Below are 26,004 nucleotides of genomic sequence, written 5' to 3' on the forward strand. Positions count from 1 at the left end.
GCTGGGCTCACTTCGCCGTCTCGAACAGCTTCTTCTCGAAGTCGTCCGCGCTGCCGACGCCAGCCAGGCTCATGGCCTTGCCGTTGACGTAGAACGCGGGCGTGCCCTGCAGCTTGACCGTCTCGAAGCTGTAGCGGTCGACGCTCTTGAGGTAGGGCAGGTAGGTCTTGTTCGCCGCGCACTGCTTCCACGTGTCGAGGGCCGCCCCGGAGACCCCGGCATCGGCCACGGCCGCCTGCAGCGTCTCATCGGTGTAGCCGTCGCCCTCCTTGGCGGGCTGCTTGGCGAAGATCTTGTCGTGCGCGTCCTCGAACTTGCCGGCGTCCGCGGCGCACAGGGCGGCGTTCCCGGCCCGCTTCGAGGCGTCGTTGCGCAGGCTGTCGTCCAGGAAGGTCTCGACGTAGTAGGCGAGGTTGACCTTGCCGGCCTTGCCCAGCTCCCGGATGCGCGCCCCGAAGAGGTCCTCGGCCTGCTTGCAGGCCGGGCACTGGAAGTCCTCGAAGATGGTCAGCGTCGGCACGCCCTCCTTGAGGACGCCGCCGTTGCTCGCGACGATCGGCGAGGTCCCGTCCTTGACGCCCTTCGGCAGCGCGACCGCGCCGCTGGTGGCCCCGGACGTGCCCCCCGAGGTGGCGCTGCCCGACGTCGCGCCGCTCGTGGCCGTTCCCCCGGAGGTCGACCCACTGGCCGTGGGGGCGGGGGTGTCGCCGCCGCGGTTGGGCAGCCACAGCGCGAGCACGATGCCGAGCACCACGAGCAGGCCCACGACCGCGGCGAGGATCTTCTTGCTGTTCCCGCCGCCTGGCCTGCCGGCGGCCTCGGCGATCTTGCGCTGCCGATCGTTCTGCGGGGCGGACGCCATGCTCTCTCCTTCGGGCTCGCGCGGCGGACCGCAGGTGCGGGTGCGCCGTCGCTGTCAACGACTGGGGTCAGGGGGTGGTTCCGGGGCCGACGCCGTCCGCCGGGTATCCGGCAGGGGCGCTGCGCTCGAATCGATTGTCCACGGCCAGCGGCGAATTGGGCCGCAGCACCAGCCATCCGGCGAGGATGAGGAAGCCCACATCGCGCAGGATCTCCTGCAGGTAGGCCGGCTGCTGGTCCCACGCCAGGGCACCCCCGCCGCCGAAGCAGCCGCAGTCGATGCGCAGCCCGCGGGCCCACGCCGAGGCGATGCCCGCGATGAAGACGACCAGCAGGATCCCGGACAGGATCGCGACCGGCCGGACGAACAAGCCGACGAGCAGCAGCAGCCCGAGCGCCAGCTCGACCACCGGGAGCGCCTGCCCGATGAGGCCGGCGAGATCGTAGGGGAAGATGTCGTACGCCTGCACGGCCCGCGCGCTGGTCAACGGCTTGCCGAGCTTGGTCGAGGCGGCGTACAACCAGACCGCGGCGAGGGCGAGTCGCGCGGCCAGGCTGACCCAGCGCTGCCAGGGCGCGGGGCGCAAACTCCTCACGCGTGGCCTCGCCGGACCCCGGCGGCGAGCTCGGCGACGAGGCCGCGCAGGGCCGTCAGCCGGTCGGGCCACGGAGCGTCGCCGGACAAGGTCTTGACCAGCGCGGACCCGACGATGACCCCGTCGGCGACCGCGGCAAGTTCGGCCGCCTGGGCGCCGTTGCTCACGCCGAGGCCGACGCACAGCGGCAGGTCGGTCGCGGCGCGGGTGCGGGCGACCAGCTCGCGGGCGGCCGAGCCGACGCTGGTCCGCGCGCCGGTGACGCCCATCACCGAGGTCACGTAGACGAACCCGCGGCAGTGCGCCGTGGTCATCGCCAGCCGGGCCGAGGTCGAGCTCGGCGCGACGAGGAAGATCGGGGCCAGGTCGTGGGCCTGCGCGGCGGCGAGCCACTCCCCCGCCTCGTCGGGAATGAGGTCCGGCGTGATCACCCCGGCTCCCCCCGCCGCGGCCAGGTCGGCGGCGAACCGGTCGACGCCGTAGGTGCGGATCGGGTTCCAGTAGCTCATCACCACGGCAACGCCGCCCGCCTCCACAACCGCGCGGGCGGCCTGGAAGACGTCGGTGAGCCGTACGCCGTTGGCCATCGCCGTCGACGCCGCGTCCTGGATCACCGGGCCGTCGAGCACCGGATCGCTGTAGGGGAAGCCCACCTCGACGACGTCGCAGCCGCCCTCGACCAGCGTGCGCATGGCCTCGAGGGACTCGGGCACCGTGGGGTACCCGACCGGCAGGTAGCCCATCAGCGCGGCCCGACCCTCCGCCTTGGCCTGGGCGAGCACCGCCTCGAGGGCCTCGCGGCCCGCCCCGCTCGACGTACGGTTCGTGGCCGTGGCCGTGGCGGCGCTCATTCCCGGCGCGGGCGCCGCGGGACTCGTCGTACTCACCAGCCGCTCCCCTCCGCCTCGTCGACCGGCTCGGCCGCCTTGATCTCCTCCGCCTCGACCAGCTCCTCGCCCGTGACCAGGCCGAAGTAGCGGGCCGCGGTGTCCACGTCCTTGTCGCCCCGGCCGGAGAGGTTGACGATGAGGATCGCGTCCGGGCCGAGCTCGCGGCCCACGTCCATCGCGCCGGCCAGCGCGTGCGCGGACTCGATTGCCGGCAGGATCCCCTCCGTGCGGGTCAGCAGCCGGAACGCCTCCATGGCCGCCTGGTCGGTGGCGGCGCGGTATTCCGCCCGGCCGCTCTCATGCAGGTGCGCATGCTCCGGCCCCACGCTGGGGTAGTCCAGGCCCGCCGAGATCGAGTGCGACTCGACGGTCTGGCCGTCGTCGTCCTGCAGGACGTACGTCGCGGCGCCGTGCAGCACCCCCCGCGACCCGCCGGAGAACCGCGCGGCGTGCTTGCCGGAGGCGATGCCTTGGCCGCCGGCCTCCACGCCGATCAGCCGCACGCCGGCGTCGTCGCGGAACCGGTGGAACAGGCCCATGGCGTTGCTGCCCCCACCGACGCAGGCGATGACCGCGTCGGGCAGGCGACCGACGCGGGCGAGGATCTGCTCGCGGGCCTCCTCGCCGATGACCTTGTGGAAGTCGCGGACCATCTCGGGGAAGGGGTGCGGTCCGGTGACGGTGCCCAGCACGTAGTGCGTCGTCTCGACGTTGGCCACCCAGTCCCGCAGGGCCTCGTTGACGGCGTCCTTGAGGGTGCGGCTCCCGTGGGTGACGGGGATGACCTCCGCCCCGAGCAGGCGCATCCGCGCCACGTTGAGGGCCTGCCGCTGGGTGTCGCGCTCGCCCATGTAGACGACGGAGTCGAGCCCCATGAGCGCGGCTGCGGTGGCGGTCGCCACCCCGTGCTGGCCGGCCCCGGTCTCGGCGATGACGCGCTTCTTGCCCATCCGCACGGTGAGCAGCGCCTGCCCCAGGACGTTGTTGATCTTGTGGCTGCCCGTGTGGTTGAGGTCTTCGCGCTTGAGGAAGACCCGGGCCCCGCCGCAGTGCTCGGCGAACCGCGGCACCTCCGTGAGCAGGCTCGGGCGGCCGGTGTATTCCGTCTGCAGCCGGCGCAGCTCGGCCTGGAACTCGGGGTCGACCGCGGCCTTCAGCCGGGCCTCGTCGAGTTCCTCCAGGGCGGCGATGAGGGCCTCCGGGACGTACCGGCCGCCGAAATCGCCGAAGCGGCCGACCCCGATGCCCATGGCCTCGCGCAGGTCGACCCCCGGGCCGGCCGGGCCGGCGCTGCTGGGCGGGCTGGGCTGGGTAATCTGGCTGGTCTCGGTCACGACTCTCCCGGGTGGCGAAGGCACGGATGCGAACCCGCGGTGACCAGCTCCTGGACGGCCTCCCGCGGGCGGCCGCCGGTCACGAGCGCCTCGCCGACGAGCACGGCGTCGGCGCCGAGCCGGGCGAGTTCGAGAACGTCGTGCGGCCCGCGGACGCCGGACTCGGCCACCTTGACGACCCCGGCGGGCAGGTGCGGGGCGATCCGCCCGAACGTGCCGCGATCGACGTCCAGGGTCTTGAGATTGCGGTTGTTGACGCCGACGATCGCGGCCCCGGCCTGCACCGCGCGGCTCGCCTCGTCCTCGTCGTGGACCTCCACGAGGGCGTGCATGCCCAGGGACCGGGTCCGCTCCAGCAAGCCGACGAGGACCTCCTGCTCCAGCGCGGCGACGATGAGCAGGACCAGGTCGGCGCCGTGGGCCCGGGCCTCCCAGATCTGATACGGATCCACGATGAAGTCCTTGCGCAGCACCGGGATGTCAACCGCCCCGCGCACCGCGACGAGGTCGTCCAGGCTGCCGCCGAACCGTCGCTGCTCGGTCAGCACGCTGATCACGCTCGCGCCGCCGGTTTCGTAGTCCCGCGCGAGCCCGGCGGGGTCCGCGATCATCGCGAGCGCCCCCTTGCTCGGGCTGCTCCGCTTGACCTCAGCGATGACCTTGACCCCGAACTCACCTTGGCGCAGGGCGGCCAGCGCGTCGCGCGGATCGACCGCGCGGGCGGCGCGTTCCTTCAGGTCCGGGAGGCTCACCCGGGCGCGACGCTGCACGAGGTCTTCGCGGACGCCCTCGATGATCTCGTCCAGAACGGTAGGCACGAGGTCAGCGTAACGAGACCGCGCGAGTGGTCCGAATCGGGATCCGCGCGTGGACAGCACAGCTCGCTCGCGGGGCGGGAGGGGGTGGCGGCGCGCGTCAGGCGCGCAGGGCAGGAGTCAACGGCGGTACGCCGGGAGTTGCTGGGCGTCGGGGAGGTGCGGGCGGTTCAGGGGGTTTTCAGCAGGTAAGGGAGTCGCCGGCGGCGATCACCACATGTCCTCGACCCACTTGCCGCCGGCGCGCTGAAGCCCGATCCACGCGACGGCGCCCACCACGCACAGGACCGCGCCGGTCATCCACATCCACGACCAGCCGAGCACGACACCGACGCTTGCGAGCAGGGCACCCACGAGCATGACGAGCGTGCCGATCCAGGCCGCGGGGGTGTTGCCGTGGGAGACCTTGCCGGACATCTGCGCATTCCTCCGTGTCGCTCATGAGTCGGCGGCGGGTGCCGGGTTCCGTGCGGGTGGCCCGGGCGACGTGCGCCGGGGTGTGCTCGGACGTCGGTGTTCCGCCGTGAGCGACATTGTGCCAGGCCGCGAATGCGCACGGCTCGACCGAGCCGGACAATCGCGGGCGCTGGGCTGGGCGGCCTCTGTCGGCGCCGATCGGTCGGTCCTCGGCCCTCAACCGGGTCGCCGCCGGTGGGTCAGGTGGATCAGAGGGTGGGGTCCTCGCCCCGGGAGAGGGCATCCCAGTCATCGTCGGCCCGCCGGCTCGCGGCTTCCGACACGTGCGACGCCTCGGTCCGCCCCGCTCCCGACGTAGCGTTTCGCGGCCGACCCGACGTACCGGGCTGCCGCGGCTCCGCTGCTCCCGGCCCATCCGCCACGCCCGCGGCGTCGCCGGGAGGTCCCGGAACGCCAGACGCGGCGGACGCGATCCCGGCGCCGGCGCTACCCGCGGGATCGACGGGCGCGTCGTACCGCCGCGACCCCCGCCCCCAGCGCGACCCGAAGGCCAACGCCAACCCGGCGCCGAGCAGCACCACCAGGGCCGCGAGATCGCCGATCCAGGCAAGGGACGACACGGTGACGTCGTGGACGGGCAGCCCCGGGGGCACCGTCGACCGGGACAGCCCGGCCGCCGCGTCGCCGAGCCCCGCCCGCCAGGCGACCTCCGCCCCCAGCCCCGCCGCGCCGAGGAGCACCGCCACGACCACCCGCAGCCGCGGCCCGGCGAACGCGAGCGTCGCCGCCGCTGCGGCGGCGACGAGGAGCAGCGCGGGGTACGCCGGGGCCAGGCCGGACCCCGTGGCGCTCAACCGGGCCCCGGTCGTGACGCCGCCGGCACCCGCCTGGCCGGTCGCCAGCGGCCGGGCCGCCACGATGAGGCCGAGGCCCGCGCCGGCGAGCGCCACCAGCACGGCGGTCGCCCGGCGCGTCAGCACCCCGGCCCGGACTGGCGCGGCACCGCCGGAACGCACCGGGTCGCCGCTCGCGCGCGGCGCCGGGCCGGCACCGCTCATCGGCTCGCCTCGGGGGGACGCATCGTCGCGGCCCGGGCCACGGCCCGCAGCGCAGCGGCGGCCTTCGACACGCTCTCCAAGTACTCGCTGGCCGGCACCGAGTCGGCGACGATGCCGCCGCCGGCCTGCACGTACGCCGTCCCGTCGAGGATCACCGCCGTCCGGATCGCGATGGCCGCGTCGAGGTCGCCGTGCACGTCGAGATAGCCGACGACGCCACCGTAGAGCCCCCGCCGCGTCGGCTCGAGGGCGTCGATGAGCTCCATCGCCCGCGGCTTCGGGGCCCCCGACAGGGTGCCCGCGGGGAAGGTGGCGGCGAGGACGTCGTACGCGCTGCGGTCGGCCCGCAGGGCCCCCACCACCGTCGACTCCAAATGCATGATGTGGCTGTAGCGGTGCACGCTCATCAGGTCCACGACCTCGACGGACCCCGGCTCGCAGACCTTCTGCAGGTCGTTGCGGGACAGGTCGACGAGCATCACGTGCTCGGCGCGCTCCTTGGGGTCGACCACGAGCTCGGCGGCCAGCGTCTCGTCCTCCTCCGGCGTCGCGCCACGCGGCCGCGACCCGGCGATGGGATGGGTGATGACCCGCCCGGACTCGACCTTCACGAGCGCCTCGGGGCTGGAGCCCACGACGTCCATCGGCCGGCCGCCGGGGTCGACGAGGCGGAGCAGGTACATATACGGGCTCGGGTTCGTCGTGCGCAGCACCCGGTAGACGTCGAGGGCGTCGGCGGGGCACGGCGCGCTGAACCGCTGCGCCAGCACGACCTGGAAGACCTCGCCCGCCCGGATCGCTTCCTTGCCTGTCTCGACCATGGCCTCGAACTGCTCGCGGGTCTGGTTGCTCACCACGCCCGTGCCGTCCGCCGCGGATCCGGCCTCGGCCGCGTCGATGACGGCGACGGTCGCCGCGGCCGGCTCGGCCAGGGCGACGGTCATGGCGTCGAGCCGCCGCAGCGCGTCGGCGTGGGCCTCGTCGACGCGCTCGTCGGTGTTGTCGAAGTTCACCGCGTTCGCGACGAGGTAGATCGAGCCGTCGGCGTGGTCCAGCACGGCCAGGTCGGTGGCCAGCATCATCGCCAGCTCCGGCAGGCCCAGGTCGTCGACCGCCTCGGCGGGCAGCGGCTCCCACCGGCGTACGGCGTCGTAGCCCACGTACCCCACGAACCCGCCGGTCAGCGGCGGCAGCCCGCGGATCGGCTCCGTCGCCAGCGCGGCCAGCGCATCCCGCAGCACCTCGACCGGGTCGCCGTCCGTCGGAATGCCGACCGGCACGTCCCCGAGCCAGCAGGCCCGGCCGTCGCGCTCGGTGAGGACCGCGCGCGAGGCCGCGCCCACGATCGAGTAGCGCGACCACACCCCGCCGTGCTCCGCGGACTCCAGCAGGAAGGTTCCGGGCCGAGACCCGGCCAGCTTTCGGTACACCCCCAGCGGGGTCTCCGCGTCGGCGAGCAGGCGCCGCACGACGGGGATGAACCGCCGGCCGCGGGCCAGCTCGCGGAAGTCGTCCAGCGAGGGCCAGGTGGCGCCGTACGCGAGCGTGACCTCCGCACCGGGGGCGCCCCCGATCGTGGCTGCTCCGGTGTCGGTCATGAGGCGTCCTCTCCGCCGCGGACGGCCGGCAGCTCGGTGAAGAAGCAGGTCCGGGCCCCGGTGTGGCACGCCGCGCCCACCTGCTCGACGCGCACGAGCAGCGCGTCGCCGTCGCAGTCGATCGCGACCGACTGCACGTACTGCACGTGCCCCGACGTGTCGCCCTTGAGCCAGTACTCCGAGCGGCTCCGCGACCAGAACGTCACGCGGCCGGTGCTCAGCGTCCGGCGCAGCGCCTCGTCGTCCATCCACCCGAGCATGAGCACCTCGCCGGTGCGGTGGTCCTGCACGATCGCGGCGACCAGGCCGTTCGCGTCGCGCTTGAGCCGGTCGGCCACCGTCGGGTCGAGGCCGTCGGCCGCGGCTCGGCCGCTCGGCGGGGTGGAGGAGGGTTGCGTCACGTCGGTCATTCTGCCGGTACGTCGAGTGGGGCGGGCACCCGCCGTACGGCGTCCGGCGCGGCCGTCGCGGGTGGTGACCCGGTGGTAGGACTGCCACACTGACGGCCATGACCGGACTCGCCCAGCAGGAACGCGCCGCCTTCTGTGACACCCTCACCCGCGTCGGACCCGATGCCCCCACGCTCTGCGAGGGCTGGGACGCCCGTGACCTGGCCGCTCACCTCGTGCTGCGCGAGCGGCGCCCCGACGCGGCCGCCGGCGTGCTCGTTCCCGTCCAGGTGCTGACGGACCACACGCAGCGGGTGCAGGAGCAGTACGCCGAGCAGCCGTGGGACGCCCTGGTCGACATGGTGCGCGAAGGCCCCAAGGGCTGGTCCCCCATCCGGGTGGGCAGCGTCGACGACGCCATCAACCTCGCCGAGTTCTACGTCCACCACGAGGACGTCCTGCGGGCCGAGCCGGGCTGGACCCCGCAGGCGCGCCGCGAGCTGGACCGCGACTTCGCGGAGGCGCTGTGGGCGCGACTGCGGCAGGTGGGCCAGCTGTTCTTCCGCCGCTCCCCCGTCGGGCTCACCCTCGATGCGGGCGGCGTCGGCGGCCGCAAGCAGGTGAAGGGGGAGACCCGCGAAGGGGCCGTCACCCTGTGCGGAGACCCGGGCGAGATCCTGCTATTCGCCTTCGGGCGCGGCTCGGTGGCGCAGGTCCGCATCGAGGGCGAGCCGGACGCCGTCGCCAAGTTCCGCGAGACCCGCTTCGGTCTCTGAACCGGCCGCCCTCGCGGCTATCTCAGCTATCCCTCGCGGCGACGGCGGCGGCTGCCGCGCCCGGGTGCAGCGGCCGCGATCGCGGCGCTGGTCGCGACGGGTCCGCGGGTGAATCCTGCCGGAGCTGCGCTTTGACACGCCCCCGCGACGAATGCCACTGTCGGTGGCACCGAAAGGCCGACGGGCGGAGAAGCCGGTGCGATTCCGGCGCTGTCCCGCAACCGTGAGGGTGAGGCGACTCGCCCGAGCCGGACCACCGCGGTCGGCCGCTCGGCTCCCTGGAACAACCCGTCGTGGAGAGCGGGGCCGGAGCCCGGACCTGGATGGACCGTGCCTCGCCCGCTCGAGGAGGTCATCCCCTTGTCGTCACCGCTTCACCCCCGCCAGCTGCGGACCGCCCTGAGGTCGACGGTGGGCGCCGCCGCAGGCCCCACCCTCGGTCTGCTCGCCGTCGCCACCCTCGCCGCCCCCGGGGCGCTCGCCGTCCCGCTCGCCGCCGAGACCACCACACCCGCCCCGTCGCCCAGCGGCGCGGCCTCGACCACCGGGAGCGCCACCGGAACCGCGACGGGCACGTCCGCGGCGGCCGAGGGGTACCGCTTCTGGGGGTACTACCAGCAGGCGAACGGCAAGTGGGACTTCTCCCAGACCGGTGCCTTCCAGGTGGTCCCTAAGGACGGGACCGTGGACGGCTGGCGCTTCGCCACGGCCGCGGTGCAGGACCCGCGCTTCCCCCGGGCGCTGCCCTCGTTCGACGCCATCTGCGGCAAGACCGCGGCCGAGGCCGGCAAGAAGCGGGTCGGCGTCGTGATCGACTACGGCCGCAAGGCCGACGCCGGGGCCGACGTCAACCCGCCGGCGCCGATCGCGCGCTGCGCCAGCGTGATGACCGGCGCGTCGAGCGCCGAGGTGCTCAACGCCGTCGCCGGTCCTCGCGAGGACAAGGGCATGGTCTGCGCCATCGACAACTGGCCGGGCTCCTCTGGCTGCGGCGACCCCGTCGCCACCATCCCCGCCGACGCGAAGACCGCCGACGACAAGGTCGACATCTCCGTGAGCGCGCCGCGGGAGCAGCCCAAGACCCAGGACGCCGCCGAGAACCGGCAGGCCGCCGACCAGGGACCCAGCAAGACGCTGCTCACGGCCATCGCCGTGGTGGTCGTGGCGCTGGCGGCCGCGCTGGCCTGGCTGCTGCGCCGGCGTCGGCGTACCGGCCCGCCCGCCCAGCCCGCGACCCACGGCACCGGTGCCGCCGACGCACGCGGCACCGCCGACTCCACCGGGGCGCACTCGGGGGCCACTGCCCCGACATCGCCCGGCGACCGGCACGCCGAGGGTGACCGTCCGGTCGCCCGGGACGTCGACCCGACCGCCTGACCCACCCGACGACGCCCCGCCGATGGGACCTCGGTGACCCCCCGCACAAGCCGCCCCCGCCTGCTGCATCCCGCGGCCTGGTGGTGCTGGGCGCTGTGCGTGGGGGTCGCCGCGTCCCGGACCACCAACCCCTGGCTCCTCGGCCTGCTCGCCGCCCTGCTGGGGTGGACCGTGGCGCAGCGCCGGGAGCCCGGCACCGGGCGGATCCTCGCCGCGTTCCTGCTCATGGGCGCCCTGGCCATCGTGCTGCGCGTCGGGGCCACGGCCCTCGGCGGCGCGCGGCTGGGCGCGCACCTGCTCGTCGAGCTGCCCGTGGTGCCCCTGCCCGCCTGGCTGGGCGGCCTGCGGCTCGGGGGGGCGGTGCATCTCGAGCCACTGCTGCGGGCTTTGTACGACGGCGCGCAACTCGCCGTCGTCCTGGGCTCGGTCGGCGCGGCGAACGCGCTGGCCGGGCCGCGTCGCCTGCTGCGGTACGTGCCCGCGACCCTGTACGACGTGGGCACCGCGCTCGTCGTCGGCCTCACCTACGCACCACGGCTCGTCACGGAGGCGCAGCGCCTGGCGCGGGCGCGGCGCCTGCGGGGGCACCGGGGCCGAGGGGTCCGGGAGACGGGTCGCCTCGTCGTCCCGGTCGTGTCCGCCGCGCTGGACGGGGCGCTCGGCCTGGCCGCGTCGATGGAGTGCCGCGGCTACGGCCGTACGGTCACGTCCCGGCAGCGACAGCTGCTGGCGTCGGGCCTGGCCATGCTGGGTCTGGGCGGCGTGGTCGTCGGCGTCTACGGCCTGCTCGACGGGTTCACGCCGGTGGCGGTCGGCCTGCCCGTGCTCGTGCTGGGGATCCTCGTCGCCGCCGCGACCCTGTGGTTCGGGGCCGGCCGAGATCCCCGGACGCGCTACCGCAGAGACCCGTTCGCCCGCCCGGAGTGGGTCACGATTGCGTGCGGCGTCACGGTGGCGGTGGCCTTCGGCGGCTGGGGCGCCCTCGACCCCACCGGCATGCGGCCCCCGACCATGCCGTTGACGGTGCCCGACCTGCCGCTCGTACCAGTCCTCGCCCTGGTCGTGGTCGCGTTGCCGGGAGCGCTGACCCCGGAGCCGCCGGTCGAGTCCGCTGCGTCGAGCGTCCCCGCGGCCCCGGCCCGGGGTGCCGACGACGGCGACCTCACCCCGCACGCGCTGGCCCCGGCCCTCGCGAGGGGCCGCGCCGCCGATCGGGCTCGGGTCGGCGATCAAGATCGCGTCGGCGATCGGGATCGCGCCGGCGACCTAAGCCGCCTGCGTCAACCGACCGCCGGAGTGCCCGCCCTGAGGCCCGCGCCGTGATCGACATCCAGGACTTGGAGATCCGGTTCGCGGACGCGTCCGCTCCGGCGTTGCGCTGCCCGAGGCTGCATGCACCGGAGGGCGAGATGATCCTCGTCTGCGGTCCGACCGGCAGCGGCAAGTCGACGCTGCTGGGTTCGCTGATCGGGCTGGTGCCGCACTTCACCGGCGGCAGGCTGCGTGGGCGGGTCCGGGTGGCCGGGCGCGACACCCGCGAGCATCGGCCCCGCGATCTCGCCGGGGTGGTGGGCTACGTGCACCAGCACCCCGCGACGAGCTTCGTCACCGACCACGTCGAGGACGAGATCGCCTACGGCCTGGAGACCCTCGGGATGGCGCCGACCGTCATGCGGCGCCGGGTCGAGGAGACCCTCGACCTCATGGACCTCGCCGACCTGCGGACCCGGCCGCTACGGCGTCTGTCCGGGGGGCAGCAGCAGCGCGTCGCGATCGCCGCGGTCCTCGCGAGCGGCCCCGAGCTGCTCGTTCTCGACGAGCCCACCTCGGCGCTCGATCCCGTCGCTGCCGAGGAGGTGCTGTCCGCGCTGCAGCGGCTCGTCTATGACCACGGGCTGACGGTCGTGCTCGCCGAGCACCGGCTGGAGCGCGTCGTCCACCACGCCGACGGGATCGTGCTCGTCGAGGACGGCCTCGCCAGCGACGTCCTGGAGCCCACCGAGGCGATGGCGACCAGTCGCGTGTTCCCGCCGATCGTGGGCCTGGGACGGTACGCCGGGTGGGCCCCGCTCCCGCTGTCCGTGCGGGCGGCCCGCCGCGCCGCGCCGCAGCTGCGGGCCGAGCTGGCTGCCCGCACCTTCCCGGCCACCTCGGCCACCCTCACCGCCACGGCCACGTCGGCCACCGGCGCCGTCGTTTCGACCGCAGCGACCACGACCGCCGCCTCGGCGACTCGACCCGACCAGGACGCCGCCCCGGCGCTCGACGTGACCGGCCTCGACGTCGTGCGGGCCGGCCGGCGGGTCGTCGCCGGCGTCGACCTCGCGGTGCGGCCCGGGGAGATCGTGGCCGTGATGGGCCGCAACGGGGCCGGCAAGTCGAGCCTGCTGTGGGCCTGTGCCGGCGCCCTCACCGCCGCGAGCGGCCGCATCTCAATACGCGGCCGGTCCGTCGCCGACTACCCGCGCGCGGATCGGGTGGCCGCGGTGGGCCTGGTCCCACAGGACCCGGCGGACCTGCTCTACGCCGCCAGCGTCGAGGAGGAGTGCCACGACGCGGACGCCGACGCAGGGCTGCCGGCGGGGAGCTCCGCCGCGCTGTTGGCCGACCTGGCCGGACCGCTTGACCCCGCCGCCCACCCCCGCGACCTCTCGGAGGGCCAGCGCCTGGCCCTGGCGCTCGCGGTCGTGCTGCTCAGCTACCCCGCCGTCCTGCTGCTCGACGAGCCCACCCGGGGGCTGGACTACGCGGCGAAGGCGCATCTCGTCGCCATCCTGCGGCGGCTGACCGGAGACGGCACCGCCGTCGTCATGGCCACCCACGACGTCGAACTGGCCGCGGAGGCCGCCACCCGCGTGGTCCTCCTCGCGGACGGCGAGGTGGTCGCCGACGACGCGGGCCCGAACGTGCTCGCGACCTCGACGGCGTACGCCCCGCAGATCGCCCGCGTCCTGCACCCCGTGCCGTGCCTGACCTTGGCCGACGTCCGAGCCCGGCAGGCGCTCCCGGCGCCCGCCCCCGCGGAGACGCCATGAGCCCCCGGGCGCGGCGGGCCCGCGACCTGCCCGGGCATGCCCTGCTCGGGCTGCTGACGCTGATCGGGCTGGCGGCGTTCGGCTGGCCGTTCGTCGTGTCCGCCCCGGTGGGCGCCGGCCACGGCCAGGACGCGCCGTGGCTGTTCGCGCTCCTTGTCGGCCTGAGCGGCGCGGTCGTCCTCGCCGAGCAGGGCAGCGCCCGGCTCGACGCCAAGTCGGTGGCGATGATCGGCGTCATCGCCGCGCTCGGCGGTGGGATGCGCGTGCTGTCCGCCGGCGTGGCCGGGCTCGAGCCGATGTTCTTCGTGGTGGTGCTGGCGGGGCGCGTGCTCGGGGCCCGGCTGGCCTTCCTCACCGGCGCGCTCTGCCTGCTGACCGGCGCCTTCCTCACCGGGGCGGTCGGGCCGTGGGCGCCGTTCCAGATGGTCGCCACCGGCTGGGTGGCCCTCGCCGCCGCGCTGTTGCCCCCGCTGCGCGGCCGGGCCGAGGTGGCGGTCCTCGCGGCGTACGGTCTCATCGCCGGTCTCCTCTACGGCCTCGTCATGAACCTGTGGTTCTGGCCGTTCCTCGGGGCCTCGGCTCCGGAGGGCGCCGGCTACGTCCCCGGGGCGCCGCTGTCGGTGAACTTCGGTCACTACCTCGCGTTCTACCTGGCCACGTCGCTGGGTTGGGACCTGCCGCGCGGCCTGCTCACCGCGGCCTTGACCCTGATCGCCGGCCGCCCCCTGCTGCGGACGCTGCGCCGGGCGACGCGCCGGGCGGCCTTCGACGCCGCGCCGGCCTTCGAGCCCGCAACTGCCGCTCCCCCGCCCCCCGATCCACGGCGCGACCCCGCCCGGGTCGCGCCCGCTCCCCGCGCCGACACCGGAGGGCTCCGATGACGTCGATCCTCGTGCTGGGCGGGGTCCGCAGCGGGAAGAGCCGGTACGCCGAGCGCCTGCTCGCCGACGCGGCAGGGGTGCGGTACGTCGCGCCCGGTCCCGTCCCGGACCCGGCGGCCGACCCGGACTGGGCCGAGCGGGTCCGCCTGCACCAGGACCGGCGCCCCGCGCACTGGGAGACCTGGGAGACCGCCCGTCAGCCGGCGGGCCTCGCCGAGGCCGTCGCGACGGCACCGCGGGCGGTCCTGGTCGACTGCCTCGGCACCTGGCTCGCAGGATTGGTCCACGAGGCTCAGGCGTGGGACGACCGGGACCGGGCCACCGAGGCGGTGGACCACGGACTCGACGGACTGATCGCGGCGCTCGCGGTGCCGCCCGGCCCGGTCGTGCTGGTCACCAACGAGGTCGGCCTCGGCGTCGTCCCCGAGCACGCCTCCGGAAGACTGTTCCGGGACCTGTTGGGCCGCATCAACGCTCGCGTCGCCGAGGCCTGCGACCACGTCGCGCTGGTCGTGGCCGGGCGGGTCCTCGATCTGACCGCGGCCCCGACCGTCGCCGCGGCGGCACCGCTGCCCTCGGCGTCCCCCGAGGCGCCCTGACGCGCCGACGCGCAGGCCCCCCGCCGACGCCGCCTCCGCGGAGTTCAGAACGGCGAGACCGACGAGCCTGCGATCAGTCCGCTACCTGGGTCTGCACGAACGGCGGCTTGGTCACCACCGCGGCGACGTCGCGGCCGCGGACGTCGATGACCACCGAGTCACCCTCCGCCGCGCCGCGATCCAGCAGACAGAGCGCGATGCCGCGGCGCAGGGTCGGCGACATGGTCCCGGAGGTGACGACGCCGATCTCCTCCCCGGCGGCGTTCTTCACCAGGCAGTCCGCCCGCGGGATGCCCCGGCCCTCGACCAGCAGACCCCAGGACAGGCGGCAGGTCTTCGCCGCCCGCTGCTCCGACAGCACCTGCTTGCCCCAGAAAGCATCCTTGTCCCAGCCGACGGCCCAGCCGGCCCGGGCCATGTTCGGCGTGATGTCCATCGAGAGCTCGTGCCCGTGCAGCGCGTACCCCATCTCGGTCCGCAGCGTGTCCCGGGCGCCGAGGCCGCACGGCAGCCCGTCGTACGGCTCCATCGCCGCCACCAACGCATCCCACACCGACTCGGTCGCGGCCCACGGGACCACGAGCTCGTAGCCCTTCTCGCCGGTGTAGCCCGTCCGGCATACGGTCATCGGGGCGCCATCCCAGGTCGCGTCCGCGTAGCTCATGTACTCCAGCTCGGTGGGCAGCCCCAGCGCGGCGACGACTTCCGCCGACTTCGGACCCTGCACCGCGACGATGCCGTAGTCGCGATGCAGATCGGTCAGATCCAGACCCGCGGGCAGCTGCGCCCGCATCCGCCGGACCACCTCCGCGGTGTTCGCGCAGTTGGGGATGAGGAAGACGTCGTCGTCCGACTTCACGTACTGGATGAGGTCGTCGACCACGCCGCCGGTCGCCTCGTCGCAACACATCGTGTACTGCGCCTTGGGCGGCGTGACCTTGCGGAGGTCGTTGGTGAAGCAGCGGTTGACGAAGTCGGCGGCTCCCGGCCCCATGACCGAGGCCTTGCCGAGGTGGGAGACGTCGAAAATGCCGACCCGCTCGCGGACCGTCTGGTGCTCGCGCAGCACGCCGCCACCCGGGTACTCGATCGGCATGGCCCAGCCGCCGAAGTCGGCCATCTTGGCGCCGAGGGCCCGGTGCCGAGCGTCGAGCGGGGAGGTCTGCAGCTGCTGATCGGTCATAGCGGTCACGCTATCGGGCGGTTCGACGGATAATCACTCGGTTGGGCAGGATTGCCGATTTCCCGTGGCCCCGCCCGACCGCACCGCTCGTTCCCTACGAAAGGCCTTGCCCTGTGACCACGTTCGCGCTCACCGACCGAGCGGCCCACGACGCGGACGCCGACGCCCTGGTGGTCTTCGCGGCCCCCGGCGCGGCGGCCCCCCGCCTGTTGGGCGCGTTGCGGCCCCGACTCGCCCAGGCGATCGGCGACACCGCGACGAGCTTGCGCGCCCGAGGGTCGGCCGACGAGGTCACCTGGCTCACCCACGTGCCCGGGGTCGCGGCGAAGGCCGTCCTGGTCGCCGGGGTGGGCGGCGAGCCCGGGCAGTCCCCCACCGCCGAGGACCTGCGGCGGGCCGCGGGCGCGGCCGGGCGGGCGCTCGCCGGCCGGTCCAGCGCGGCAGTGGTGCTGCCGGACGACCTGCCCGAGACCGCGGGGGCGGTCACGGAGGGGCTGGGCTACGGCAGCTACGCCTTCACCGCGCACCGCGGCCCGAAGGGCCTGGCCAAGGCCGACGCGCACGCGCCCGTCGAGCAGATCCAGTTGCTCGGCGCCGGCAAGCCCCGCGCGGCCGCGGCGGCCCAGACGGCGGTCGCGCGCGCGGCGGTCCTGGTCGACGAGGTCCACTGGGCCCGCGATCTGGTCAACACCGCCCCGAACGTGCTCTTCCCGGAAAGCTTTGCGGAGCGAGTCCGCGACCGGGCGCCGAAGTCGGTGGCCGTCCACACGTACGACGCCGCGGCCCTGGCCGAGCTGGGCTGCGGCGGCATCCTCGGCGTCGGGCAGGGCAGCGTGCACCCGCCGGTCATCGTGCGGATGAGCTACGCGCCCAAGGGCGCGACGTCCCGCCTGGCCTATGTCGGCAAGGGCATCACGTTCGACTCCGGTGGGCTGTCGCTGAAGACGCCCACGGGGATGATCACGATGAAGGGCGACATGGGGGGGGCGGCCGCGGTCGCCGCGGCGGTGCTGACCATCGCCCGGCTCGGCCTGCCCGTCGCCGTCGACGGCTGGCTGTGCCTCGCCGAGAACATGCCCGACGGGCGGGCCCAGCGACCGGGCGACGTCGTGACCATGGCGGACGGCACCACCTGCGAGATCATCAACACCGACGCGGAGGGCCGGTTGGTCCTCGCCGACGGCCTGGTGCTCGCCTCCCGCGAACAGCCGGACGCCCTCGTCGACATCGCCACCCTCACCGGGTCGGCCGTCGTCGCGCTGGGCCACCGGACGGCCGCCGTGCTGGCGAACGACGACGAGCTGCAGGCGGAGCTGACGGCGGCCGCGACCGCCGCAGGGGAGTCGGTGTGGCCCATGCCGATCCCCGCCGAGCTCATGAAGAGCCTGAAGTCGGACGTCGCGGACCGCAAGCACTCGGCCGAACGGCAGGGGGGCGCCCTGTTCGCGGCCGCCTTCCTGCGGGAGTACGTCGGGCCGGGCGCGGACTCCCGAGCCATCCCCTGGGGGCACCTCGACATCGCCGGACCCGCGTACAACGAGAAGGGCGCGCACGGCTACACCGGCAAGGGCGGCACGGGGTTCGGCACGAGGACGCTGGTGGCCCTGGCAGAATTCCGTTCGTGACGTTCACGCCGGCGCCCGCCGGAAAGGGCGCCGCGAGCGACCCTCGCGACCCCACGGGGTTCCTGCGAGGCGCCGACGACTCGGCGGCGGAGCCGGCGGAACGCGTCGACGCCCTGGACGGCATCCGGGCCCTCGCGGTGTCGCTGGTCGTCCTCTTCCACCTCGGGGTCCCGGGGATGGCGGGCGGCTTCCTCGGCGTCGACGTCTTCTTCGTTCTGTCCGGCTTCCTCATCACCACCCTGCTGCTGCGCGACATCGTGGCGAACGGCCGGATCGACCTCACCCGCTTCTGGGCCCGCCGGATGGCCCGCCTCATGCCGGCCGCGCTGCTGGTCTTCCTCGTCATCGGCGTGTGGGCCCTGGCCGCGGCCCCGGTGTTCCGCCGGGCCGGCCTCGGCGCTGACCTGCTGTGGTGTCTGCTCTACGTTGGCAACTGGCGCTTCATCTCGACCAGCAGCTACTTCGCCTTCGACGGGACCACCTCGCCACTGCTGCACCTGTGGTCGCTCGGCGTCGAGGAGCAGTTCTACCTCATCTGGCCGCTGGTGCTGCAGGCCGTCGCGCTGCTGCTTGCGGGAATGAGCGCGGGGCGGCACGCCCGCGACGATCGCGTGGGCGCCCGCAATCGCAGCACGACCGCCGTCATGATCACGGGTGGCGTCCTGGCGGTCGTGTCGGCGGTGCTGATGGCCCAGCTGTACGTCGCGGCCGGGCCCGATCGGGCCTACATGGGCACCGACGCCAAGGTCTTCGAGCCGCTTCTGGGGGCGGTGTTCGCGGCAGCGACGCTGCGTCCCCGGGTCGGGGAGCTGGTCCGGCGCTACGCCCAGGAGCTCATGGTCTTCGGCCTCGGCGCCCTGATCCTGGCGGTGGCCCTGCTGGGCTCGGCGAGCGGGCCCCACCCGGCGTACTTCTTCGGCGGCGCCGTGCTCACCTGCCTTGCGACCGTCGCCCTCGTCGCCGGGGCGGCCAACGCCCCCACCGACGGCGGCCTGGGGCGACTGCTGGCCAACGACGGCGTCACCTATCTGGGCCGCATCTCCTACGGCGTCTATCTGTGGCACTGGCCCTGGGCGGTGTGGCTGCTCCCCGACGGTCGGTTCAACGCCGCGGCCGCGCTGTTCGTCGCCGCGATGACCGTCGCCTCGGCGTCGGTGTCCTACCACCTGCTGGAGCTCCCGCTGCGCACCGGGCGCTTCCGGCTGGTGCCCCCGCTCAGCATCCTGCGCACCGGCGTGGTGGGGATCGCCGTCGTCAGCGTGATCCCGGTGCTGCTGGGGGGCGCCCCGTGGTACGCGGGGATCGCCCACAGCGACCCGGGCCCGTCGGGTCAGGCGTCCGGGGCGGCGCGCCAGCCGCGCGTCATGTTGGTCGGCGACAGCGTGCCGCTGCAGCTGTACGGCGCCTTCGCCGAGGCCGGCGAGCGGAGCGGGGTCGTCATCATCAACGACGCCCACGGCGGGTGCGCGGCCTCCGGGGTGGTGACGGTGAACCCGGACGGTACGCCGTACGACCCGGTCATCCCCAGGCTGCCGGGCGCACCGGACGGACCGATCTGCGCCGGCGTCATCGGCGATCAGAAGGCCCGGGTGGCGAAGGACAGGCCGACCGTCGTGCTGTGGTGGTCCCGCTACGAACTCGGCGACTTCCTCGGCCCCGGCGGCAAACCCGTGCGCGCGGCGGACCCCAACTACCGGGCGATGCAGCGCAACCTGCTGGACGCCGCCGTCGATCGGCTCTCCGCCGGGGGGGCCACGGTCGTCGTGGTCCAGCCGGAACCGACCGGCATGAAGACCGCCGACCGGTGCACCGCGGACCGGCGCAGCGAGGCCGCCGGCGAGTGCGGCGCGTTCCTCGTTCGGCTGCGGTTCGACAACCAGGTGCGCCTGCAGTGGATCGACGTCCTGCGCGAGAAGGCCGCGACCGACAAACGGCTCAAGCTCGTGCGCGTCGACGACCTGTTCTGCCGCAATCAGGCCAACCCGTGCGACGACCGCCTCCCGATCGCCGAGGACGGCCGGTTCGGGCCGCCGACCCCGGACTACGCGCGGCCCGACGGGTCCCACTTCGCCGCCGAGATCCGCGACCGGATGGCCGGCGAGGTGCTGCGCCGGGCCCTGGCCGCGGCCGGGTCGCCGTCGCGCTGATCGCGGATCTCGCATCGGCGCCGCCGCCCCTCTGAGAGGATGCCCGCAGCGATCCCGCCGCGACCCGGCCGACGCCACCCGCGCACCGCGCCACGCTGACCCCACGCCGACCCCAGCGCCCACTCATGAGGAGAGCCATGACCGCCGCCAGCGCCGCCCCGGACCGGTTCGACATCGTCATCCTCGGCGGCGGTAGCGGCGGCTATGCCTGCGCGCTGCGGGCCGCCCAGCTCGGCCAGCGGGTGGCGCTCGTCGAGAAGGCCGAGCTCGGGGGCACCTGCCTCCACCGCGGGTGCGTGCCGACCAAGGCGCTCCTCCACGCGGCCGAGGTCGCGGACGCGGTGCGGGAGTCGCAACGGTACGGCGTGCGCGCGGGCCTCGACGGCGTCGACATGGCCGGCGTGCACGCGTACAAGGACGGCATCATCGGCCGCCTCTACAAGGGGCTGCAGGGGCTGGTGACGACCGCCAAGGTCGAGTTCGTGGCCGGGGAGGGTCGACTTGTCGCGCCGGACGCCGTCGAGGTCGACGGCCGCCGGCTCGTCGGTGCGGCGGTGGTGCTGGCCACCGGGTCCTACGCGAAGACCCTGCCCGGTCTCGAGATCGGCGGCCGGGTGCTCACCAGCGACCAGGCCCTGCGGCTCGAGGAGGTCCCGGAGCGCGTGGTGGTCCTGGGCGGTGGCGTCATCGGGGTCGAGTTCGCCTCGGTGTTCCGCAGTTTCGGCGCGGAGGTGACCGTCGTCGAGGCGTTGCCCCGGCTGGTCGCCGCCGAGGACGAGGCCGTCTCCGCACAACTGGAGCGGGCCTTCCGCAAGCGCAAGATCGCGGTCCGCACCGGGGCACCGTTCGAGTCCGTCACGCAGGACAAGACCGGGGTGCGCGTGAGGCTGGCGGGCGGCGAGCAGATCGAGGCGGACCTGCTGCTCGTCGCGGTGGGCCGAGGGCCCGTGACGGCCGGTCTGGGGTACGAGGAGGCCGGGGTCGCGATGGAGCGGGGTTACGTGCTGGCGGACGAGTACTGCCGCACAAGCGTGCCCGGCGTCTACGCCGTCGGCGACATCGTGCCCGGGCTGCAGCTCGCGCACCGCGGCTTCGCCCAGGGCATCCTCGTCGCCGAGCACATCGCGGGGTTGGACCCGACGCCGATCGTGGAGAGCGGCATCCCGCGGGTCACCTACTGCGACCCCGAGATCGCCTCGGTGGGGCTGACCGAGGCCGCCGCCCGGGAGCAGTACGGCGCGGACCAGGTGGCGACGTACGACTACAACCTCGGCGGAAACGGCAAGAGCCAGATCCTCGGCACCAGCGGATTCGTCAAGGTCGTGCGCCGCGTCGACGGACCCGTCGTGGGGGTCCACATGGTCGGTGCTCGCATGGGCGAGCAGGTTGGGGAGGCGATGTTGATCGTGGGATGGGAGGCTCTGCCGCAGGAGGTGGCGGCGTTCATCCACGCGCACCCCACGCAGAACGAGGCCCTTGGTGAGGCGCACCTGGCCCTGGCCGGGAAGCCACTCCATGCCCACGGGTGACGGACTTCCGTTCACCCCTAGACTGAGCGACACCACCGCACGATGAGGAGAGGCTTGTCAATGTCCGAGCGCGTGACCATGCCGGCCCTGGGCGAATCCGTCACCGAAGGGACCGTGACCCGATGGCTGAAGAGCGTCGGCGACGCCGTCCAGGTGGACGAGCCCCTGCTGGAGGTCTCGACCGACAAGGTCGACACTGAGATCCCCTCTCCCGTGGCGGGGACGCTGCAGGAAATCCTCGTGCAGGAGGACGAGACGGTGCCCGTCGGCGCCGACCTCGCCGTCATCGGCGACGGGGCCGCTCCGCAGGCCTCCGGAGCCGACGCCCCCACGGAGCAGCAAGAGCAGCAGGGCGGCGCGGAGGCGGCGGCCGCGCCGGAGGCTCCCTCGACCGAGGCGCCCGTGCAGGCGCAGACCTCCGAGCCGGAGGCGGGGGGCGGCCAGCAGCAGGAGCAGCCGGCGGCCGCGCCGCAGCAATCGGGTGGCGGCGGTGGCGGCGTCACCGGTGGTGAGAAGGTGACGATGCCCGCGCTGGGTGAGTCGGTCACCGAGGGCACGGTGACGCGGTGGCTGAAGAAGGAGGGCGACGAGGTCGCGGTCGACGAGCCGCTGCTCGAGGTCTCCACGGACAAGGTCGACACCGAGATCCCCTCGCCCGTCGCCGGCACGCTGACGAAGATCCTCGTCCAGGAGGACGAGACCGTGCCCGTGGGCGCCGACCTCGCGATCGTCGGTGGTGAGGCGGCCGCCCAGGAGGCTCCCCAGCAGGCCGCACCGCAGCAGCAAGCACCTCAGCAAGCACCTCAGCAGCAGGCATCGAGCGAGGCGGCACCGGCGCAGCAGGAGGCCGACGCCGCGCAGGACCAGGCCCAGCAGAGCGCACCCGCCGCGCCTGCGCCGGAGCCTGCTCCGCAGTCCGCGGCGCAGCAGCCGGCCGCCGAGGCCCCCGCCCAGGTGCAGCCGCAGGGCCAGGACTCCAGCCAGGAGGGCGACGGCGACCCGTCGGCGTACGTCACCCCGCTCGTGCGCAAGCTCGCGGCGGACAACGGCGTGGACCTGTCCGCCCTGAAGGGCACCGGCGTGGGTGGGCGCATCCGCAAGCAGGACGTCCTCGACGCCGCGGCCGCCGCCAAGAAGGCCGCCGAGCCCGCCCCCGCACCGGCCGCCCCGGCCGCAGCACCGGCGCCCGCCGCTCAGGCCGGCGCGCCGGCGAGCGCCGAGGTGTCGGCCAAGCGCGGCACCCGGGAGAAGATGACCCGGCTGCGCAAGATCATCGCCCAGCGCATGGTCGAGTCGCTGCAGACCTCCGCCCAGCTCACGGCGGTCGTCGAGGTCGACATGACCCGCGTCGCCGCCGTGCGAGCGAAGGCCAAGTCGGACTTCGAGAAGCGCGAGGGCGTCAAGCTGTCCTACCTGCCGTTCATCTGCGTGGCGACGGTGGACACGCTCAAGCAGCACCCCTCGCTCAACGCCGGCATCGAGGGCGAGGAGATCGTCTACCACGGCAGCGAGAACCTCGCGGTGGCCGTGGACACCGAGAAGGGCCTGGTCGTCCCCGTCATCAAGGAGGCGGGCGACCTCAACATCGCCGGCATGGCCCGCAAGATCGCGGACGTCGCCGATCGCACCCGCACCAACAAGATCGGCCCGGACGAACTGTCCGGTGGGACGTTCACGATCAGCAACATCGGCAGCAACGGCTCGCTGCTCGACACGCCCATCATCAACCAGCCGCAGGTCGCGATCCTGGGCACCGGCGCGATCACCAAGCGCCCGGTCGTCGTCAAGGACGAGTTCGGCAACGAGTCGATCGCGATCCGCTCGATGATGTACCTCTGCCTCACCTACGACCACCGGGTCGTCGACGGGGCCGACGCCGGGCGCTTCCTGACCGCGCTGAAGGCGCGGCTCGAGGAGGGCGCCTTCGAGGCCTGATCGTCTCGACAGCTCCCGGGCGCACGGCGCGGCATCTCGCCGCTTGCCCGGCACCGAAGGGCCCGCCACACGGGCGGGCCCTTCGCCGTGCGCACGCTCGGTCCGGCCGCGCTAGCCAGGTCGTGATTGGGCCGCCCCACGCCTCACGCCGGGGCGGTCTCGGTGGCCCAGAGCCGCCACCCGGCCTCGGTCCACCGCAGGACGAAGACCAGCGGGCTCTCCCCCGCGGGATCCCATCCGCCCCGCGCCGACACCGTCTCCACCCGTGCGGCGACGCGCGCCTCCCGGACGCCGTCGCGATCCTGGGTCGAGAGCAGCCGCGCCTCGTGGACGGGGTAGGCCAGACCGTCGTACCGCGTGCCCAGGCTCGCGAGGCGCCGTACGTCGGCGCGGGCCGAACCCAGCCCCGCGGCCCCCGGCGCGTAGCACCGGTCCAGGGGGCCCGGATTCGCCGTCGCGTAGGCGCGGGCCCGCTCAGCGAGCAGCGTGGGCAGGGCCCGGGGTGCGGCGGCCGGGTCGACGGCTTGGTCGTTCCTAGCTGGCCCTGCCGCCCCGGTCGACGGGGACGTCCGCGATGACGGCGACGTCGACGGCGACGGCGATGACGACGGCGATGACGCCGATGACGACGGCGATGACGCCGATGACGACGCGGCGGGCGGCAGACCGGGCGGCGGCGTCACCCGCACCGCGGGACCGGAATGGGTCGACGCGCCTGCGGCCCCGCTGGTCCCCGTGGCCTCCCCGGAGGAACCGCCGGGATCAGTCGGGCCGGTCGCGCCAGGGTTGGCGCCCTCGGTCGGCGTACCGGAGGAGGCCCGCGCGAAGGGCAGCGACACTCGGCCGACCAGCGGGAGCGGGGCGTCCCGCCAGCCCGCGATCCCGACGCAGGCGGCCAGCCCCAGGGCCATGCCGGCGACGGCGGCCGAGGCCGTGCGCGCACCCGGTCCCGTGGCGACTCGCAGACCCGCGGAAGCGACGCGCCCCAGCCGCCCCGGCTCGGCCCCCCGATGCCGACCGGGTCGGTTGTCCGCCGCGTCGGCGTCCTGTCGCAGCGGCCGACCGCGCCACCGGCCCTTCTCGTCGAGCCCGAGCGCGCGCAGGGGATCGTCGGGGCCGACGACCCGCGCGGCCCAGTCGTCGCCGGACACCGCTTCGCTGTGCCAGCGCACCCGTGCCGTAAGGCGCTCGCCGAGGTCCGGGCCCGCGGGCAGCGCCAAGGGTTCCTCGGGACCCAGATCGGCGCACCGGTCGAGCGCGACCGCCGCCGTGGGGCGGGCCTGCGGGTCGCTGGCCAGGCAGGCCGCGACCAGCTCGACCAGCGCCGCCGGACAGTCCGGGAGCGCCTCGTGGGCCGGCGTGCGCCCGTACGCCCGGCCCGGCACCTCCCCCGTCAGCATCAGCCAGGCGAGGGCACCCACGCCGTACACGTCGGACGCCGGGCTGGGCGCGCCCCCCGACTCGACCTCGGGGGCGAGGAACCCGCGCGTCGCCCACACCTCCCGGCATCGCTCCCCCACCAGCCGGGCGCTGCCCAGGTCACCCAGGACGGCGCGCCCGTCGCGCGTGATGAGGACGTTCCCCGCCGAGAGGTCGCCGTGCGTGATCCCGCGGCGATGCAGCCCGTCGAGTGCTTGCAGAAGTACGCGCAGGACGCCCGTCACCTCGCGCGGGACCAGGTGCCCTCGATCCGCGATCACCTCGCGCAGCACCCCGCCGTCCACCAGGTCGAGGACGAGGGCAAGACGTCCGTCGTTCGTCGCCAGCACATCATGGAGTCGGACGAGTCCGGGGGCGGTGGCGGCGATCAAGACGTCGATCTCCCGGCGCACCCGCTCCCGGTCGGCCGTCGACCGCATGATCTTGACCGCGCAGGACCAGCCGTCGAGGTCCCGGCGGGCGGCGTACACGTCGCTGTCCGCGCCCCGACCGCGCAGCCGCAGCAGGGTCATCCCGGGCAACTCGGAATGCCCTGGCGGGAAGGGTGCGCCGGAGGTCTCCGGGCCGGTTGGGTGCATGGCTCGCCTCCTGCTCGTCCCCCCGTCACTATGGCCGTACGCCGAGAGCCGGGTTTCTCGTTATCCACAGGCAGCCACCCGAGGACCAAGGAACGGCGGGCCTGTGGATTGGGCGGGGCGACCCCGGGGATGCCCGCGGAGCCAAGCCGCAGGCGGCGCCGCGACACACCGCGTACCCTGGCCCCCATGCGCTTCGAGCACGTGGGCTTCGCCCCCGATTACGCCGACTACCGGGCCACCTGGGACTACCAGCGCCAGGTGCACGCCCAGGTCGTCGCGGGTGACCTGCCCGACACCGTCCTGCTGCTGGAGCACGCGGCGGTCTACACGGCCGGCAAGCGCACCGAGCCCTTCGAGCGGCCCCTGGACGGCACCCCGGTCGTGGACGTCGACCGTGGCGGCAAGATCACGTGGCACGGACCCGGTCAGCTCGTGGCCTACCCGATCGTGCGGCTGCGCAGCCCGGTCGACGTGGTCGCGCACGTCCGTCGCCTGGAGGAGGCCATGATCGCGGTCTGCGCGGACCTCGGCGTGGCTACCGGCCGGGTCGCCGGTCGCAGCGGGGTGTGGCTGGAGGCGACGGCCACCAAGCCGGAACGCAAGATCGGCCAGATCGGGATCCGGGTCAGCCAGGACGTCACGATGCACGGCCTCGCCCTCAATGCGAACTGCGACCTGTCCTGGGGTCAGGTCATCGTCCCGTGCGGGATCGTCGACGCCGGGGTGACCAACCTGTCGCTGGAGCTGGGCCGCGACGTGCCGTTGAGCGAGATCCTGCCGCTGGCCGAACGCCACCTGGCCGCGGTGCTCGACCCGGTGGCGGTCGTCCCGGCCTGACCCGCACCCGGCCGCCGGGTAACCGCGCATCGAGGTCGCCTCCTCGTCGCGGCTCTGCTCGCGTGCACGTCGGGGCGCTGGTCGCAGGGCTCGCGGGGTCGCGG

General features: G+C 74.4%; 22 protein-coding genes and 1 riboswitch. Of the genes, 11 read left to right on the forward strand and 11 right to left on the reverse strand.

The window, feature by feature from the left end; genetic code table 11:
- Positions 1 to 7: 7 nt before the first annotated feature.
- From IPK37_18295 to hisI, 9 genes are all read right to left on the reverse strand, one after another.
- On the reverse strand, positions 8 to 862 hold the full coding sequence (locus IPK37_18295; protein QQS00712.1) for a thioredoxin domain-containing protein: 855 nt from the start codon (positions 860 to 862) through the stop codon (positions 8 to 10).
- A 67-nt stretch (positions 863 to 929) separates the two neighbouring features.
- Entirely contained in the window at positions 930 to 1,457 is a 528-nt protein-coding gene (locus IPK37_18300) for a DoxX family membrane protein (protein ID QQS00713.1), read from the reverse strand.
- Positions 1,454 to 2,308: a tryptophan synthase subunit alpha gene (locus IPK37_18305; GenBank protein ID QQS03002.1), complete on the reverse strand. Its 855-nt coding sequence runs from the start codon at positions 2,306 to 2,308 to the stop codon at positions 1,454 to 1,456. Before IPK37_18305 ends, IPK37_18300 begins: the two co-directional genes overlap by 4 nt.
- Before the next feature lie 32 nt (positions 2,309 to 2,340).
- Positions 2,341 to 3,597 (reverse strand): tryptophan synthase subunit beta, encoded by a 1,257-nt coding sequence (trpB, locus tag IPK37_18310; GenBank protein QQS03003.1) that lies wholly within the window; start codon positions 3,595 to 3,597, stop codon positions 2,341 to 2,343.
- Positions 3,598 to 3,677: 80 nt separating this feature from the next.
- A complete protein-coding gene (gene trpC / locus IPK37_18315; GenBank protein QQS00714.1) occupies positions 3,678 to 4,499 on the reverse strand; it encodes an indole-3-glycerol phosphate synthase TrpC in 822 nt (273 codons plus the stop codon).
- A 207-nt stretch (positions 4,500 to 4,706) separates the two neighbouring features.
- The gene (locus IPK37_18320; protein QQS00715.1) at positions 4,707 to 4,913 is read right to left on the reverse strand and encodes a hypothetical protein; all 207 of its coding nucleotides are present in this window, start codon (positions 4,911 to 4,913) and stop codon (positions 4,707 to 4,709) included.
- Positions 4,914 to 5,161: 248 nt separating this feature from the next.
- Positions 5,162 to 5,971 (reverse strand): Trp biosynthesis-associated membrane protein, encoded by an 810-nt coding sequence (locus IPK37_18325; GenBank protein ID QQS00716.1) that lies wholly within the window; start codon positions 5,969 to 5,971, stop codon positions 5,162 to 5,164.
- Complete coding sequence (locus tag IPK37_18330; GenBank protein QQS00717.1) at positions 5,968 to 7,569, reverse strand: anthranilate synthase component I; 1,602 nt, start codon at positions 7,567 to 7,569, stop codon at positions 5,968 to 5,970. Before IPK37_18330 ends, IPK37_18325 begins: the two co-directional genes overlap by 4 nt.
- Positions 7,566 to 7,979 carry a phosphoribosyl-AMP cyclohydrolase gene (hisI, locus tag IPK37_18335; protein QQS00718.1) on the reverse strand — a complete coding sequence of 138 codons (414 nt, stop codon included), beginning with the start codon at positions 7,977 to 7,979 and terminating at the stop codon, positions 7,566 to 7,568. Before hisI ends, IPK37_18330 begins: the two co-directional genes overlap by 4 nt.
- Positions 7,980 to 8,077: 98 nt before the next feature.
- Here hisI and IPK37_18340 point away from each other — a divergent pair, with 98 nt between their 5' ends.
- The 6 genes from IPK37_18340 (at position 8,078) to cobU (ending at position 14,626) form a co-directional block, all read left to right on the forward strand.
- A complete protein-coding gene (locus tag IPK37_18340; protein ID QQS00719.1) occupies positions 8,078 to 8,734 on the forward strand; it encodes a TIGR03085 family protein in 657 nt (218 codons plus the stop codon).
- Positions 8,735 to 8,881: 147 nt separating this feature from the next.
- Positions 8,882 to 9,007: riboswitch (cobalamin riboswitch) on the forward strand.
- A gap of 138 nt (positions 9,008 to 9,145) precedes the next feature.
- A complete protein-coding gene (locus tag IPK37_18345) occupies positions 9,146 to 10,111 on the forward strand; it encodes a hypothetical protein (protein QQS00720.1) in 966 nt (321 codons plus the stop codon).
- Between the two features lie 33 nt (positions 10,112 to 10,144).
- The gene (locus IPK37_18350; protein ID QQS00721.1) at positions 10,145 to 11,434 is read left to right on the forward strand and encodes an energy-coupling factor transporter transmembrane protein EcfT; all 1,290 of its coding nucleotides are present in this window, start codon (positions 10,145 to 10,147) and stop codon (positions 11,432 to 11,434) included.
- Positions 11,431 to 13,146 carry an ATP-binding cassette domain-containing protein gene (locus tag IPK37_18355; protein ID QQS00722.1) on the forward strand — a complete coding sequence of 572 codons (1,716 nt, stop codon included), beginning with the start codon at positions 11,431 to 11,433 and terminating at the stop codon, positions 13,144 to 13,146. Before IPK37_18350 ends, IPK37_18355 begins: the two co-directional genes overlap by 4 nt.
- On the forward strand, positions 13,143 to 14,027 hold the full coding sequence (locus IPK37_18360) for an ECF transporter S component (GenBank protein QQS00723.1): 885 nt from the start codon (positions 13,143 to 13,145) through the stop codon (positions 14,025 to 14,027). The genes IPK37_18355 and IPK37_18360 overlap by 4 nt, the downstream gene beginning before the upstream one ends.
- Positions 14,024 to 14,626 (forward strand): bifunctional adenosylcobinamide kinase/adenosylcobinamide-phosphate guanylyltransferase, encoded by a 603-nt coding sequence (gene cobU, locus IPK37_18365; GenBank protein QQS00724.1) that lies wholly within the window; start codon positions 14,024 to 14,026, stop codon positions 14,624 to 14,626. Before IPK37_18360 ends, cobU begins: the two co-directional genes overlap by 4 nt.
- Before the next feature lie 73 nt (positions 14,627 to 14,699).
- On the opposite strand, the gene gcvT is transcribed toward cobU, so the two are convergent.
- Positions 14,700 to 15,809: a glycine cleavage system aminomethyltransferase GcvT gene (gcvT, locus tag IPK37_18370; protein ID QQS00725.1), complete on the reverse strand. Its 1,110-nt coding sequence runs from the start codon at positions 15,807 to 15,809 to the stop codon at positions 14,700 to 14,702.
- 113 nt (positions 15,810 to 15,922) lie between these two features.
- On the opposite strand from gcvT, the gene IPK37_18375 reads away from it, so the two are divergent.
- From IPK37_18375 to sucB, 4 genes are all read left to right on the forward strand, one after another.
- A complete protein-coding gene (locus IPK37_18375) occupies positions 15,923 to 17,434 on the forward strand; it encodes a leucyl aminopeptidase (GenBank protein ID QQS00726.1) in 1,512 nt (503 codons plus the stop codon).
- A gap of 62 nt (positions 17,435 to 17,496) precedes the next feature.
- Positions 17,497 to 19,581, forward strand: a complete 2,085-nt coding sequence (locus IPK37_18380) for an acyltransferase (protein ID QQS03004.1) — start codon at positions 17,497 to 17,499, stop codon at positions 19,579 to 19,581.
- A gap of 137 nt (positions 19,582 to 19,718) precedes the next feature.
- Complete coding sequence (lpdA, locus tag IPK37_18385) at positions 19,719 to 21,110, forward strand: dihydrolipoyl dehydrogenase (protein QQS00727.1); 1,392 nt, start codon at positions 19,719 to 19,721, stop codon at positions 21,108 to 21,110.
- A 60-nt stretch (positions 21,111 to 21,170) separates the two neighbouring features.
- A complete protein-coding gene (gene sucB, locus IPK37_18390; GenBank protein QQS00728.1) occupies positions 21,171 to 23,045 on the forward strand; it encodes a 2-oxoglutarate dehydrogenase, E2 component, dihydrolipoamide succinyltransferase in 1,875 nt (624 codons plus the stop codon).
- Positions 23,046 to 23,188: 143 nt separating this feature from the next.
- On the opposite strand, the gene IPK37_18395 is transcribed toward sucB, so the two are convergent.
- The gene (locus IPK37_18395; protein ID QQS00729.1) at positions 23,189 to 25,063 is read right to left on the reverse strand and encodes a protein kinase; all 1,875 of its coding nucleotides are present in this window, start codon (positions 25,061 to 25,063) and stop codon (positions 23,189 to 23,191) included.
- 186 nt (positions 25,064 to 25,249) lie between these two features.
- Here IPK37_18395 and lipB point away from each other — a divergent pair, with 186 nt between their 5' ends.
- A complete protein-coding gene (gene lipB / locus IPK37_18400; protein QQS00730.1) occupies positions 25,250 to 25,900 on the forward strand; it encodes a lipoyl(octanoyl) transferase LipB in 651 nt (216 codons plus the stop codon).
- The last annotated feature ends 104 nt before the right edge of the window (positions 25,901 to 26,004 follow it).

Source organism: Austwickia sp., assembly GCA_016699675.1.
GTDB lineage: Bacteria > Actinomycetota > Actinomycetes > Actinomycetales > Dermatophilaceae > Austwickia.